This is a genomic window from Flavobacteriales bacterium (assembly GCA_016779995.1).
Classification (GTDB): domain Bacteria; phylum Bacteroidota; class Bacteroidia; order Flavobacteriales; family UBA7312; genus UBA8444.
Genome location: JADHMO010000006.1, coordinates 12860 through 27598, shown reverse-complemented (window position 1 = coordinate 27598; position 14739 = coordinate 12860). Strand labels below are relative to the sequence as shown.

The window sequence follows — 14739 nt, the reverse complement described above, 5'->3', positions numbered from 1 at the left end:
ATCTTTGAAAAAATTATAATATGGACATTAAAGAAATTCAAGAATTAATAAAGTTTGTTGCCAAGTCTGGCGCAACGGAAGTCAATTTGGAAATTGATAATGTAAAAATATCCATTAAATCACCGGCTAAGAAAGGTGCTGTTCCAGAGACAACTATCATACAGCAAATCCCTGTGGCACAAAACCCAGCGGCAGTAATGCCTACTGCTGCTCCTGCTCCAGCAGCACCAGCTACTCCAGCGGTCGATGCTCCGGCCAAGGCTGAGCCTAGCGATGACGACAAATACATTACTGTAAAATCGCCTATGATAGGAACTTTCTACAGAAAACCTTCTCCAGATAAAGATACCTTCGTCAATGTTGGCGATACCATCAAATCAGGCGATGTGCTTTGTGTGATAGAAGCTATGAAACTCTTCAACGAAATAGAATCCGAGTTGAGTGGAAAAATAGTTAAGGTGTTGGTAGATGATTCTACTCCTGTAGAATACGACCAACCTCTATTCATAGTCGATCCTTCCTAAAACAGTCTTATGTTTAGCAAAATATTAATAGCCAATAGAGGCGAGATAGCACTAAGAGTTATCCGTACTTGTAAAGAAATGGGCATCAAAACAGTTGCTGTTTATTCTACTGCCGATGCCGACAGTTTACACGTTAGATTTGCCGATGAAGCCGTTTGCGTAGGCCCAGGTCCATCTAGCGAATCTTATTTGAATATCCCTAACATCATAGCCGCAGCCGAAATTACCAATGCTGATGCTATACACCCAGGTTATGGTTTCCTTTCCGAAAACGCCAAGTTCTCAAAGATATGTGGCGAAAATGGTATCAAATTTATTGGTGCCTCACCAGAAATGATTGAAGGTATGGGCGATAAAGCCGCCGCCAAAGAAACCATGAAAAAGGCTGGAGTGCCCACCATACCAGGTTCTGATGGTCTTATTAATGACTTTCCACACTGTAAAAAACTAGCTGAAGAAATCGGCTATCCCGTTATGCTAAAAGCTACCGCTGGTGGTGGCGGTAGAGGTATGCGCTTGGTATGGAAAGCCACTGAGCTAGAAGCCGCTTGGGACTCCGCCAGACAAGAGTCGGCAGCAGCCTTCGGCAACGATGGTATGTATATGGAGAAATTCATAGAAGACCCAAGACATATAGAAATACAAATCATTGGCGATAGCACCGGAAAAGCCTGTCACCTTTCTGAAAGAGACTGTTCGGTACAGAGAAGACACCAAAAGCTAGTCGAAGAAACGCCATCGCCATTCATGACCGATGAGCTGAGAGAGGCTATGGGAAAAGCCGCTGTAAAAGCCGCCGAATCGGTGAAATACGAAGGGGCAGGAACAGTAGAGTTTTTAGTGGACAAACACCGTAACTTCTACTTCATGGAGATGAATACACGTATTCAGGTAGAACACCCCATTACAGAAGAAGTAGTGGACTACGACCTCATCTGTGAGCAAATCAAAGTAGCGGCAGGGATAAAAATATCAGGTAAAAACTATTACCCACAACTGCATGCTATAGAGTGTCGTATCAATGCCGAAGATCCTTACAACGACTTCAGACCAAGTCCGGGTAAGATTACCAACTTTCACGCTCCGGGAGGGCACGGCATACGTATAGATACTCACGTCTATGCCAACTACATTATACCGCCCAATTACGATTCTATGATAGCTAAGCTCATAACAGTGGCACAAACCCGAGAGGAAGCCATCGCTAAGATGAAAAGAGCCTTAGAAGAATTTGTGATAGAAGGCGTAAAGACAACCATACCTTTCCACCTACAACTCATGAGCAATCCTGACTTCATAAACGGTAACTATACCACTAAGTTTATGGATACTTTTGAGCTGAAGTAGTAGAAATAGATATATGATGAAAAGAGCCTTAGGGCTCTTTTTTTTGCTCTCTGACTCCTGACTTCGGCTCCTGACTTCGGCTCCTGACTTCGGCTCCGCTCAGTCAGCGTCAAAGTCAGTGTCAGAAGTTGGTGGTTGAGCGGAGTCAAACTCTTTCGGGGGTTGAGCGGAGTCGAAACCACCGTGATTCAAATGACTACTCTCATTCAAACAACGTGCTAATTCATGGAGTTTTTCAGGCATTCCTTGTATCAAGGCTTCCTTTTTCTTTCTGCTCCAGCCTTGAATCTGTTTTTCTCTGTAGAACGCCTTATCTATTCGGTCGAATTCATCGACATAAACGAGCTTTACAGGTAGCCTCTTTTTAGTATGATTTGCTCCTTTACCCCTTTGATGTTGGAATAATCGGTATTCAAGTTGTTTAGTACTGCCAGTATAATAACTACCATCGGCACATTCTAAGATATACACCCAGCCTTTCATGGTTTTTAGCTTTTCACAAACTTAGCAATAAATGAATTATAGCCCTAAAGTTCTTTTTTTATGTGTTCAACCATACACTAAACCGAAGAAGTCTTGCTTTCCACTAACTCAAAGAACTCCCCAAAAGACAAGCCATGAATATCCAAAACTCTTTGTAAAGATTTAAGCGTACAATTTGTTCCTTTTTCCATGCGCCCGTACTGCGTTTTTGGCAAATCATTATCCCAAGCGAAACCGGCATAGCTGGTGTAACCTGCCTGTTGGCGAAGCGCTTTCAGTTGCTGACCGATTACTGTAAACTGTTTCCTCATAGCTAAAATTCGAGACCCTAAAACAAGAATTTAAAGCCTAAACGACAACCTCATAAATGAGGTTGTATAACTTCGAAAAAGTAAAGTGCTTTGTTATTAACAATAAGCCACAAGGGCTTATTTCAATAAATTTTAACTTATTAAATCATGAAAAAATTACTGTACGGAACATTAGTCCTCGCCTTAGTAGGCATCGCAATTACTTTCTCAAGCTGTGAGAAAAATACCATTCTTCCTCAAAACGAAAGCAGTAGCATTAATTTAGTTACTCTTAGAAATGCGAATAATCAAAGCATTACAATGCTTGAGTTTGAAAGTAATGAAGAATACGACAAGACCATAGAAATGCTTGAACAAAAAGTAGAACGCTTGGAAGATGCATTTGTAGAAAAATACAAAGACTTAAACGATGAGGACTTGAATGCAATGGAAGAAAAGATCGGTTACAATGACCGACAAGCTCTGATTGACTTTGTAAAATCAAAGCAATTTAACAACTCTATGCTTTTTGCCTTTATAGAAGCTGAGGAGAGATGGCTAAACAATGACGTTTTGGATGAAAAAACCGCCCCTTCTAACTTATATGTTGTAGAAGAAGCTGAAATGGCTTTGTTAAATGAAAAAGGTGAAGTAAAAATAGCAGGAGAAATCATTAAGATAACGCCAAATGGAGTTGTGGTGTTTTCAGACGCATCCGTTGATAACGTAGTTGCCTACAACGACGGCAAACTAGACCTATTGAATACTGAAAATGTGAGTGCAGATTTTACTTCTATGCAAGAAAGAAGCAGTTCAGATTGCCACTGGTGGAAAGCAAAAACAAACCCAAGATATTATTCAGATAAAAAAGTCCGTTTACATCGACATTTTCATAAGTATCCATGGAAATCGACCTCATTAACTCGAATTGGATCATATAAAAAAAATGGCAGCAAGTGGAAGCGATTTCGTACTAAAATTGGAGTAGAAAACCAAAGTTATTTTATGAATAAAAGCGATTGTAATGAAAAATTATTTAGTGCCTATGATATCAAATCTGTAAAAAAAAGAAAATATAGAAGTTGTAGAAATACTAGTTGGGGTTTAGGAAATAAAGAACGAGCTAAAAACGGTGAATCTGTAATTGGCACTTATATATATCCTAGCTATAATGTTCAAGAGGTGCTATATTGGTAGAAATACGTTTAAAATCTTAATAGAATTAAAATAGACCTTTATTTTTAAATCAATCGATTTTACCTATAAAAAAGCATTAATTTTATGTGCTATGAAAACACGACTTCTCTCACTATTTTTGTTGAATACTGCGTTTCTCTTTGCTCAAAACACCCATTACTCCACACTCGATGATTATAAAAAGATTGGATGGATGGTAAATGTTGCTCTCTTTGATAGGGGAATTAATCATATTAACTTAGGTCACGCAACACCAAAACACCTGCCTATTTTAAGCCATGGCTTTGGCTTAAACTACAACATTCAAGCCAATAAAAAATGGTCTTTAGTTACTGGCTTGTGGACAATTAGAGAAGCTGGCTATCATTTTCAAATTACAATTGACGAAAAAGATATTATTCACAATGGAGAATATTTTTTTACTCAAGGATTAGAAGAAAGGTATAAAGGCTATACTATTTATTCTTTTTCATCTCCATTATTTTTACGTTACCAATTGCCAGCTTTTAAAAATGGATATATTCATTCTAATCTAGGACTAAAGGTCAAGTTTTTACCCTCAGGATCTATTGGATTTGGAATTGGCGTTGAGGATTTAGACGTTTTCGATATGGGTGCTATTAGCCCTAAAAATTATTGGCAAGGCAGTTTTGTAGTAGGAACTGGTCTTAGTTGGGCAAGATGGAAATACCTTATTAAGGCTGATATTTACTACACACTTAACTTTCAAAACTCATTAGAAGGCTATTATAAATATAAAAACCTTTTAGTTACTCCAGATAGTGATGGAAGTTATGTTTTAAGTGGTAATTATTGGGCGTTAATGCTAAGTATTCATCTACCATCTAAAAAAACTAAAAAAGAGCCTTAGGGCTCTTTTTTTTATCTGTTTTTATGGGTGTGTTATGCTGTAGTAGCGACTTTCTTGACGCCAACAATTTGTTGTATGGTCTCTACAATAGCTTGTGTATCGTAATCGCACTCACGCCATAGCTCGGCTTGAGTACCGTGCTCAACATACTTATCAGGAATACCCAAACGCTTGATTTGGGCTTGATAGTTGTGGTCTGCCATAAATTCTATAACAGCACTACCAAAACCGCCTTGAATACATCCGTCTTCTACGGTAATGACTTTGCTATGCTTTTTAAAGATTTGGTGCAATAGCTTTTCGTCCAAGGGTTTTACAAAACGCATATCGTAATGGGCAATACTATAGGTTTCTAATTCTTCAATGGCCTTTGTAGCAAAGTTACCCACGTGCCCAATAGTTAGAATAGCCACCTCATCGCCATCGCTTAGCTGTCGCCCTTGTCCTACAGGGATTTCTTCAAATGGCGTCTGCCAATCTACCATAACGCCTTTGCCTCGAGGATAACGGATAGAGAAAGGCCCTTGGTTAGGTAATTGTGCTGTGTACATGAGGTTGCGTAGTTCTTGCTCATTCATAGGTGCTGAAACCACCATATTAGGAATGCATCTGAAGTACGCCATATCATACACCCCGTGGTGTGTTGGTCCGTCTGCCCCAACTAATCCGCCTCTATCTAAACAAAAGACTACATTAAGGTTTTGAATGGCTACATCGTGTACCACTTGGTCATAAGCCCTCTGCATAAAAGAAGAATAAATATTACAAAAAGGCACCATACCTTGTGTAGCTAATCCCGCTGAAAAGGTAACGGCATGTTGTTCGGCAATACCTACATCAAAAGCACGTTTGGGCATTTCTTCCATCATCATACCTAAAGAACAACCTGTAGGCATAGCGGGTGTAACACCCATTATTTTATCGTTTTCCTTAGCCAACTCTATTATGGTCTTACCAAAAACATCTTGGTATTTTGGTGGCTCTGGACTTGAAGAAACGCTTTTAATAATTTCTCCTGTATTTTTATCAAATAGCCCTGGCGCATGCCACTTGGTAGGGCTACCTTTTTCTGCTGGTTCGTAGCCTTTGCCTTTCTTAGTCAGACAGTGCAATATTTTAGGACCAGGAATATCTTTTAAATCATTGAGCACCTTAGAAAGGTGTACTACATCGTGACCATCTACAGGACCAAAATATCTGAAATTCAACGACTCGAAATAGTTACTTTGCTTGAGTAATGCCGACTTCATAGCATTTTCTAGCTTGGAGGCTATGGCCTGAGCATTAGGCCCAAACTTACTGATTTTACCTAGTAAGTTCCAAACATCATCTTTGACTTTGTTGTAGGTGTGTGAAGTAGCAATATCGGTAAGGTATTCTTTCAAAGCCCCTACATTAGGGTCAATGGACATGCAATTGTCATTAAGAATAACAAGTAGGTTTGAGTTTTCTATACCAGCATGGTTAAGACCTTCAAAGGCCAATCCTGCCGTCATAGAGCCGTCACCAATAACAGCTATGTGTTGTTTATCTTTTTCACCTTTGTAGGTAGAGGCTACCGCCATACCTAAAGCCCCAGAAATAGAGGTCGATGAATGACCAACACCAAAAGTATCGTATTCGCTTTCCGAACGCTTAGGAAAACCACTAATCCCTTTGTAAATTCTATTGGTATGAAAACGGTCTTTTCTCCCTGTTAGGATTTTATGTCCATAGGCCTGATGCCCAACGTCCCAAACCAATTGGTCGTAGGGCGTGTTGAAAATATAATGTAAAGCAACCGTCAGTTCTACTACGCCTAAACTAGCTCCAAAATGCCCTCCCTTAGTAGAAACAACATCGACAATGAACTGTCTAAGTTCATCACAGACCTGTGGCAAGTCTGAAGACTTAAGTTGTTTGAGGTCTTGTGGAATATTAATATTTTCTAGTAAAGACAAAGTAATCGATTTAGGGTACAAATATACACATTTTAATATCGACAACTGCTAGAGTGTACTATACAACTGAAGAAATTTTATCAATTACTAACTATTTTATTCTTTAGCTTATCGAATAATAAGTAAAGAACTGGCACAATGACTAGGGTTAAGAAGGTTGCAAAAGTCAAACCAAAAATAACTGTCCATGCCATTGGCCCCCAGAATATGGCATTATCGCCACCAAAGAATATTTGAGGGTTAAACTCCGTCAATAAAGTAGCAAAATTGATATTCATACCCGTAGCTAAAGGTAACAGTCCAAGTACCGTAGTAATGGCAGTCAATAATACGGGTCTTAAACGTTTTTGCCCCGCCTCTTTGATACACTCTACTGCCGATTTAGCATCTAATTTAGCATTTTCTTCTAGTCCTAATTCTTGCCTTTTGCGACTCTTTAACAAATCGATGTAATCTATCAATACAATGGCGTTGTTGACCACTATACCTGCTAAAGAAACAATACCTATACCAGTCATAATAATGACAAAATCCATGTTGAAAATGGCTAAGCCTAAGAATACCCCTATGGTGCTGAATAGTACCGTCATAATAATGATGATGGGCTTGAAAGCCGAATTAAATTGCGATACCAATATCAAAGTAATCAAAGCAACGGCAATCATTAAAGCTTTAGATAAAAAGTCTTGAGTTTGCTCCTGTTCTTGTTGTTTGCCAGTAAACTGCAAGTCGTAACTTTCAGGCATAGGGTAATCTGCTAATAGTTTCTTCAACTGTTCGTTGATAGCATTCTCGTTGTATCCCTCAATGACATTAGAGTAAATAGTCACTTGACGCTTCATATCCTTTCTGTTGACCGAACCGTAAGTGTTATTGTAGGTATAGTCGGCCACTGAAGAAACAGGAATTTGCATAATCCTACCATTGGATTGACTTCTAAAGGTAATGCGTTGATTCATCAATGAAGATACATCGTAGCGGTATTTGTCTGCCAATCGTATGGTAATAGGGTACTCGTCTTCTCCATCTTTAAATTTAGACACTTCTTTACCAAATAAAGCGGTACGAATGGTTGAGCCTACTTGAGCCGTAGAAATTCCCATACGACGAGCCATATCACGGTCAATATTTACCAATAGTTCAGCTTTATTCATTTCTAAATCTACTTTTAAGCCTTCTATACCAGCAATGTTTTCTTGTTCTATAAGCTGTTGAATATCTTCAGAAATCAATAACAATTGGTCGAAATTATCACCTGTAATTTCCATATTAATAGGACGCCCCATAGGAGGTCCATCTCTATTTTTATCCACGCTAATGTCAACCCCCGGTATACCTACCAAAGAGGCTGAAAGTTCTTTCATTACATCTCCCGTAATGACACCATCTCTGTATTTGAATTCTACAAAATTAATTGTTATTCTGGCCTTGTTAGGAGTAATGCCATTAGCTCCCCCCATTTCGTTGGGATCAGAGGTCCCTGCTCCTACATTAGTCAATACAGAAGAAACAGCATGCTTATAAGGTTCTAAAATAGTGATAACTTTTTGCTCAACAACACGAGCCAAAGAATCGGTTGCTACAACATCTGTCGCCTCAGGCATTTCTAGAAATACATTGATATACTTAGGCTCGTTGACAGGGAAAAACTCTACATTAGGCTTCATTAAAGCAAAGAATACAATTGAAAAAATCAACAATCCAAATGTCCCTACTAATAACTTTAATGGTTGTCTGCCCTTAAGTGCCCAATTTAAAACTCTAGAGTATCGTCTTTCTAAACGCACTAAAAATTTATCTTGGAAAGTATGTGATAAAGGCGTTAGGTACAAGCCGTTTACTAAGTTCAATAAAGCAAAAGCTAAAGCTAAAGAACCTAACATTCTGTAGCCTATAAGATAGAATACTATCGCTAATACGGCTGAGTAAATAGAGGTCTTTTTAAGTTTCTTCTTGTTCGGTGCAGAACGCTCATCTTTTTTCACAAACTGAGAAGCAAAGACCGGATTTATGACTAAAGCCACAAATAAAGAAGACCCTAAAACTATTATTAAAGTCATGGGGATATAGCCCATAAACTCCCCCATCAAATCTTCCCAAAATAAGAGTGGGAAAAAAGCCGCTAGAGTTGTTAAGGTGGAAGAAATAATAGCGATTGCTATTTCACCAACACCTTGTTTGGCGGCCTCCATTCTACTAAGTCCTTCTTGCCTGTACAGTCGGTCGATATTTTCAATAACCACAATGGCGTTATCTACCAACATACCTAAAGCTAAAATAAGGGCGAACAAAACCACCATATTCATAGTTGTGCCCATACCACCTAGCACCACAAAACTGATAAACATAGATAGTGGGATAGCCATACCGACAAATAAGGCGTTACGCAAACCCAAGAAAAAGAGGAGTACTAAAACTACCAAAATCACACCAAAAATGATGCTGTTCTCTAAGTTGCTAAGCTGGTCTCTTGTTTGCTCAGACTGGTCGTTTGTAATAGAAATAGTTAAATTTTCAGGGAGTATCTTAGATTGTTTAGCAGTCGCTAATAGGGACATGATTTTGTCCGTAGCTTCTAGCAGATTCTCCCCACTTTTTTTAACCACATTTAAGGAAACTACTGGCTGTGTATCTAGTCTAGCATAACTTTCTCTATCTTCGTAGCCATCACTTACCAAAGCAATATCTTTCAAATAAACAATATTACCTTTCTCGTGTTTGACTATGATATTGGCTATTTCTTCGGCTGAAGTAAATTCGGCTGAAGTTCGTACCATTCTTCTAGTATCTCCAATAAGCACATCACCACCTGCAATGGAGGTATTTTCAAAAGAAATAGCATCTTCTATATCTCTAAAGCTAACTTGACTCATTTCCATACGATGCAAGTCCACTTCAACTTTTATTTCTTTATCTAATAAACCCGTAATATCAACTTTAGAAATCTCAGAAAAGGCCTCTATCTCATCTTGTAAATATTCAGCATGAATTTTTAACTCATCTAAACTAAAATCTCCTGAAAGGTTGATGTTCAAAATAGGGAACTCCGAAAAGTCAATGTCCATAACCATCGGGTCCATATCTAAGTCAGATGGCAAATCACTTTTGGCTTTATCAACCGCATCTTTAACATCTTGTAAAGCGACTTTTAATTCTATGTCGGTGTTAAATTCTAAAATAACCGATGAATTGTCTTGTACAGAGGTAGAGGTTAATTTTTTTAGGCCTTTGACCGACTTAATCTCTTTCTCTAATGGTCGAGTAATGAGGTTTTCTATATCGGCAGGCGAATTACCAGGATAAACAGTTTGTACCATTATCGTTGGCATAACGATATCTGGATACAAGGACTTGGGCATAGATTTGTAAGAAAATATCCCAAACAGTGTCAAAAGTGCTGTGAGAATAAAAACGGTGGTTTTATTCCTCAGCGATAGGTTAGTAATTTTAAAATATCTGTTGCTCATCGACCTAATTATTTGATGTCTAGTTTACTTCCATTGGCTACACCGTCATAACCTATCACTATCACTTCTTGACCAAAGTCTAAGCCTGAGGTAATGTGTGTCATATCGTCTTGAGAAAGTCCTGTTTCTACATATTTTTTGATGGCTTTGTTGTTATCAGCTACAAAGACAAAAGAACCACGCATATCTTTTTTGATACATGCCGACGGCAAAACCACAGCCCCCTCTTGACTAAAGTCTTGTAATTTTACAGAAGCCACCGCATTAGGCTTAATATCACCTGAGCTGTTGTTGAGGTTTATCTTTACTTTGAATGTTCTATTCTGTGAGTTTATAACTTGCCCTACAAAGGATACTTTCTCTTGACGGTTTATCCCTAAAACATCAAATGAAATATTGACCATGTCTCCTTTTTTAATAATTGCCGAATAGCGTTCTGCTACATCTACTTCTACTTGCAACTTCTTTGAATTGACAATACGAAAGGCTGGCATTGTTGGAGTAGCAAACTCACCCACATTGATGTAAATCTCGTCCAATCGACCGCTAATAGGTGCTACCAACTCCAACTTATCTAGCTGAGCCTCCATGGCGGCTAACTTTTTTTGTAATGAAACGTACTGGTTTTTAGCTTGTAAATATTGCATCTCTGAGCCAATACCTTGTTTCCATAAATTATCTTGACGCTCGTAAGTGGTCTTGGCTAATTCAGTAGATTGTCTTAAATCTTCCACTTGATTGGATAAAATACTGGCATCGAGCTGTATGATGGCATCGCCTTTATTAACCCAACTTCCTTCTTCTACCAAACGATTAACGACCATACCGCCCATCTCAACACTAACCAATATATTCTCCTTAGAACTGACAATGCCCGGCTGACTAATATAATGGGTAAAGTTAGTGCCTTCAACAACTTGTGTATGTACGACTACTCCCCCTTCAACTAGGGTATCGGAAAGAGCAATTTCTTTTTCTAATGAAGAAATTTGAGATTTCAAATCCCCCATTTGCTGCTTAAGCTCTTTTAGGGTTTCTTTCTTTTGACTTAATTCATTGACCTCTTCGCCACAACCGACAAGGATAGCAAGGGCTAATACTGATAATAATTTTACTGTTTTCATTAGTTTCCGACTGAACGATTATAATTAGTTTTTGCAATAAGTAGGTTATAGATAGCTTGGGCGTTATCCGCTTGAGCCTGACTGTAATCAGCCCCTGACTGCGATAGCTCCATACTACTGACTAAACCCTCTCTATATTTAGCCATAGTTTTTAAATAGATTTTTTTACTCAGCTCCAAGCTCTCAGATTTTTGCTTTTGAGTATGATAAGCTGTAAGGTAGTTAGACAACGCTACCTTATGAGCCAGACTCAATGATTCTGAAACTTGAAATTGATTATTCTTAGCTTTTTCTAGCTCAATTTTAGCTTGTTGTACTTTGGCAATTCTTGAAAAACCATCGAACAAATTCATTGTGGCTTTAACGCCTACTACCTGTGTAGGATACCAGCTTAAATCCTCATCGAAGAAGTTAAACTCATTACGAAAGGCATTTTGACTGTATGTGCCAAATGCAGAAATACTCGGTAAAAACTGAGATTGGTAACGCCTTAAATCTAACTTAGATAATTTTCTTTGTGTATCAGCCAATTGAAACTCTAAGCGATTTTCAATATTGGGCTCTTGTATTTTTAGGGTTTGATTTTGACTTAATAAAGTAGGTAAACTGTCCGTAAGTACTAATTCTTCTTCAAGTGGAATCCCTAATATTAACTTCAAATATAAATAAGCCACTTCCGTCATTCTTTGCATATTTTCAGATTGAATTTCCATATTAGAAAGGGTGAGTGCCATTCTATCTACATCCAAATCCTCGACCATACCTAAGTCATAACGAGCTTGTACCTCATCTAAAATACCCTGATGTATCTCGGCAATTAGCTTCAAGAAGTCTTTTCTTTCTTCTGCCACCAACACATTGTAGTATGCTGCAGCTATACTGTCTTGTATTTGCTGCTCGGTCAATTGCAAAGATTGTTGTGATAGGCTCTTGTAGATGGTAGAAGCTTTAAGCCCAACGATATAACTGCCATCAAACAGAAGTTGTGAGGCCGTAATAGATGCCGTAGAATTATGCTCTGTGCCAAACTGCAACTCGGCATATTCGCCCTCAGGAGCTGTTGGCACAAACATATTAGCAGGGACAACCGTGGTTGGAATCTCTAAAAACTGTTGCCAATTCACTTCGCCATTTATCTTGGGCAAACCAATACCAATAGTTTCCATTACTTTTTTCTTGGCAAGGGAAACTTCTAGCTTAGCATTTTTGACCTTAACATTATTTTGTAAGCCTAACTCTTGCGCTTCTTTAACAGATAAGCGTTGTTGAGCGGAAGAAGTAAACGCTATAAGAATTGCGATTAATATTAAATTATTCTTCATTGATTTTTTGTTCTAAATAGTTGATGCCTTTAAGAGTTGCAATTCCTCGAAGGTGATAAATTCTAATTTCTGTCAGTAATTTTCTAAAATCGTAGTGCGTCAATGGAAAAAGTTCGTCATTGACCAAAGCGTCTATTCTACTAATCATGAGTTTGGCAATAATATCCACATCTATTTCCTTTCTATAAATCCCTTGTTTAACACCTTTATTGAGGTTATTCTTCATAATATTGAACAGAACCTTTTGTTTTAACTGCTCAATTAAAGCCCATGTATTAGGATAATATCGCTTTAACTCACCCAACAAATAAGGGTTGGTTTGTTTCATAACCACAGAACAACTCTCATCAATAGCAAAAAGCTCATCGATAGCATTATCAAATTGAGCTGCTGAAGTATTTATCATTTCAGAGACTAAATCGTTGTGCTTCTGAAAACAATGGTGAACCAAGTCTTGTTTGTTGTCAAAATGAACGTACAAAGTCTTTTTAGAGATGCCTAATTTAGTAGCCACTTCGTCCATGTTCACCTGCTTAACACCCTTTTTCAAAAAAAGAGAAAGCGATTGTTGAATGATATGTTCTTTAACTTCCATAATGGGGGTGCAAATATACATATTAATAAACCAAAGAAACATTTTTTGTTGCTTTTTGTTTCCTAAGTTTAATTATCATCTTTATTAGCTTAGAAAGTTTTAAGATTTAATATCTTTGTTCCAATAAATTTTGAGATGAAACATACAAAAGTTAAAACCTTATTGTTAGGTGAAGCCGTTAATGAAACCGTTTGTGTAAAAGGCTGGGTGAGAACTAAAAGGGGAAGTAAAAATGTATCCTTTATTGCTATCAATGATGGCTCGACGATTAATAATATTCAAGCTGTTGCGGAGAACGATTCTTTTGATGAGAGTCTTCTAAAGCAGATAACGACTGGGGCCTGTCTTTCCATTATTGGCACTTTGATAGAGTCACAAGGGAGCGGTCAGAAAGTAGAAATTGCAGCTCAAGAAATTGCAGTTTTAGGAGAGGCAGATGCTGATTTGTACCCGCTTCAGCCCAAAAAACACAGTTTAGAATTTTTAAGAGAAAAAGCGCATTTACGTTTTAGAACAAATACGTTTAGTGCTGTGTTCAGAGTCCGTCATGCTCTTTCTTTTGCTATTCATCAGTTTTTTAATGATAAAGGTTTTGTGAATTTGCATACGCCCATCATTACTGGTGCCGATGCTGAGGGTGCAGGTGAAATGTTTCAAGTTAGTAGTTTGGATTGGAATAATCTGCCCAAAGATGATAAGGGAAATGTAGATGAAACACAAGATTTTTTCGGTAAAAAAACTAACCTTACCGTTTCAGGACAACTAGAGGCGGAATTAGGTGCTTTAGCTCTTGGTCAAGTATATACATTTGGACCTACATTTAGAGCTGAAAACTCCAATACCTCTAGACATTTATCCGAGTTTTGGATGATAGAACCTGAAGTAGCCTTCGCTGACCTTAACGACAATATGGACTTGGCAGAAGACTTTTTGAAGTATTGTATTCAGTATGTTTTGGATAAATGTTCTGATGACATTGCCTTTTTGGATAACCGCTTGGCAGATGAAGAAAAAAACCTACCCAAAGAACAAAAATCCGAAATGGGGCTGATTGAACGCCTGCAATTTGTGATTGAAAACGATTTCGAACGCTTGACTTATACAGAAGCCATTGATATTCTACGTAACTCTAAGCCCAACAAAAAGAAAAAATTCCAATACCTCATCGAAGGTTTTGGTGCTGACTTACAATCCGAACATGAACGCTATTTGGTGGAAAAAAAGTTCAAAAAGCCCGTCATTCTTACCGATTACCCTAAAGGTATAAAAGCATTTTATATGCGTATGAATGAAGATGGACAAACGGTCAGAGCCATGGATATACTATTCCCGGGAATTGGGGAAATCGTTGGGGGTTCACAACGAGAAGAAAGGATGGAAATTCTTAAGTCTAGAATGGAAGAAATGGACATTGACCAAGAAGAATTGTGGTGGTATTTAGAAACACGACAATTTGGTAGCTGTCCACACAGCGGTTTTGGGCTGGGCTTTGAAAGACTTATCATGTTTGTTACAGGCATGAAAAACGTTAGAGATGTTATTCCTTTCCCTCGCTACCCTCAAAATGCCGAATTTTAAT

The 14739-nt window shown here is 38.1% G+C and carries 12 protein-coding genes; 5 read left to right on the top strand and 7 right to left on the bottom strand.

Translation table 11 applies throughout. The annotated features are described in order from the left end of the window. Positions 1–20 precede the first annotated feature (20 nt). Both accB and accC read left to right on the top strand, forming a co-directional pair. Entirely contained in the window at positions 21–524 is a 504-nt protein-coding gene (accB, locus tag ISP71_05320) for an acetyl-CoA carboxylase biotin carboxyl carrier protein (protein ID MBL6663508.1), read from the top strand. Positions 525–533: 9 nt separating this feature from the next. Further along, the gene (accC, locus tag ISP71_05315; protein ID MBL6663507.1) at positions 534–1871 is read left to right on the top strand and encodes an acetyl-CoA carboxylase biotin carboxylase subunit; all 1338 of its coding nucleotides are present in this window, start codon (positions 534–536) and stop codon (positions 1869–1871) included. A 99-nt stretch (positions 1872–1970) separates the two neighbouring features. Here accC and ISP71_05310 read toward each other — a convergent pair whose 3' ends face one another. Together ISP71_05310 and ISP71_05305 are read right to left on the bottom strand one after the other, a co-directional pair. Continuing rightward, entirely contained in the window at positions 1971–2354 is a 384-nt protein-coding gene (locus ISP71_05310; protein ID MBL6663506.1) for a GIY-YIG nuclease family protein, read from the bottom strand. A gap of 77 nt (positions 2355–2431) precedes the next feature. After that, positions 2432–2665, bottom strand: coding sequence for a helix-turn-helix domain-containing protein (locus ISP71_05305; GenBank protein MBL6663505.1), 234 nt, complete (start codon positions 2663–2665; stop codon positions 2432–2434). Positions 2666–2812: 147 nt separating this feature from the next. Here ISP71_05305 and ISP71_05300 point away from each other — a divergent pair, with 147 nt between their 5' ends. Next, a complete protein-coding gene (locus ISP71_05300) occupies positions 2813–3841 on the top strand; it encodes a hypothetical protein (GenBank protein ID MBL6663504.1) in 1029 nt (342 codons plus the stop codon). Between the two features lie 91 nt (positions 3842–3932). Next, positions 3933–4712, top strand: coding sequence for a hypothetical protein (locus ISP71_05295; protein ID MBL6663503.1), 780 nt, complete (start codon positions 3933–3935; stop codon positions 4710–4712). A gap of 32 nt (positions 4713–4744) precedes the next feature. On the opposite strand, the gene ISP71_05290 is transcribed toward ISP71_05295, so the two are convergent. From ISP71_05290 to ISP71_05270, 5 genes are all read right to left on the bottom strand, one after another. Continuing rightward, positions 4745–6658 carry a 1-deoxy-D-xylulose-5-phosphate synthase gene (locus tag ISP71_05290; GenBank protein MBL6663502.1) on the bottom strand — a complete coding sequence of 638 codons (1914 nt, stop codon included), beginning with the start codon at positions 6656–6658 and terminating at the stop codon, positions 4745–4747. Positions 6659–6732: 74 nt separating this feature from the next. Then, positions 6733–10119, bottom strand: coding sequence for an efflux RND transporter permease subunit (locus ISP71_05285; GenBank protein ID MBL6663501.1), 3387 nt, complete (start codon positions 10117–10119; stop codon positions 6733–6735). An 8-nt stretch (positions 10120–10127) separates the two neighbouring features. Beyond that, positions 10128–11243, bottom strand: a complete 1116-nt coding sequence (locus ISP71_05280; protein ID MBL6663500.1) for an efflux RND transporter periplasmic adaptor subunit — start codon at positions 11241–11243, stop codon at positions 10128–10130. Continuing rightward, a complete protein-coding gene (locus tag ISP71_05275) occupies positions 11243–12565 on the bottom strand; it encodes a TolC family protein (protein MBL6663499.1) in 1323 nt (440 codons plus the stop codon). The genes ISP71_05280 and ISP71_05275 overlap by 1 nt, the downstream gene beginning before the upstream one ends. Next, positions 12555–13160 (bottom strand): TetR/AcrR family transcriptional regulator, encoded by a 606-nt coding sequence (locus ISP71_05270; GenBank protein MBL6663498.1) that lies wholly within the window; start codon positions 13158–13160, stop codon positions 12555–12557. Before ISP71_05270 ends, ISP71_05275 begins: the two co-directional genes overlap by 11 nt. Before the next feature lie 135 nt (positions 13161–13295). Between ISP71_05270 and asnS the strand changes: the two genes are divergently transcribed. Next, positions 13296–14738: an asparagine--tRNA ligase gene (gene asnS, locus ISP71_05265; protein MBL6663497.1), complete on the top strand. Its 1443-nt coding sequence runs from the start codon at positions 13296–13298 to the stop codon at positions 14736–14738. Position 14739: the final 1 nt, after the last annotated feature.

Excerpts from the sequence above, each read along its gene's own strand:
- accB (MBL6663508.1), top strand. The coding sequence starts at position 21 with ATGGACATTAAAGAAATTCAAGAATTAATAAAGTTTGTTGCCAAGTCT.
- accC (MBL6663507.1), top strand. The coding sequence starts at position 534 with ATGTTTAGCAAAATATTAATAGCCAATAGAGGCGAGATAGCACTAAGA.
- ISP71_05310 (MBL6663506.1), bottom strand. The coding sequence starts at position 2,354 with ATGAAAGGCTGGGTGTATATCTTAGAATGTGCCGATGGTAGTTATTAT.
- ISP71_05305 (MBL6663505.1), bottom strand. The coding sequence starts at position 2,665 with ATGAGGAAACAGTTTACAGTAATCGGTCAGCAACTGAAAGCGCTTCGC.
- ISP71_05300 (MBL6663504.1), top strand. The coding sequence starts at position 2,813 with ATGAAAAAATTACTGTACGGAACATTAGTCCTCGCCTTAGTAGGCATC.
- ISP71_05295 (MBL6663503.1), top strand. The coding sequence starts at position 3,933 with ATGAAAACACGACTTCTCTCACTATTTTTGTTGAATACTGCGTTTCTC.
- ISP71_05285 (MBL6663501.1), bottom strand. The coding sequence starts at position 10,119 with ATGAGCAACAGATATTTTAAAATTACTAACCTATCGCTGAGGAATAAA.
- ISP71_05280 (MBL6663500.1), bottom strand. The coding sequence starts at position 11,243 with ATGAAAACAGTAAAATTATTATCAGTATTAGCCCTTGCTATCCTTGTC.
- ISP71_05275 (MBL6663499.1), bottom strand. The coding sequence starts at position 12,565 with ATGAAGAATAATTTAATATTAATCGCAATTCTTATAGCGTTTACTTCT.
- ISP71_05270 (MBL6663498.1), bottom strand. The coding sequence starts at position 13,160 with ATGGAAGTTAAAGAACATATCATTCAACAATCGCTTTCTCTTTTTTTG.
- asnS (MBL6663497.1), top strand. The coding sequence starts at position 13,296 with ATGAAACATACAAAAGTTAAAACCTTATTGTTAGGTGAAGCCGTTAAT.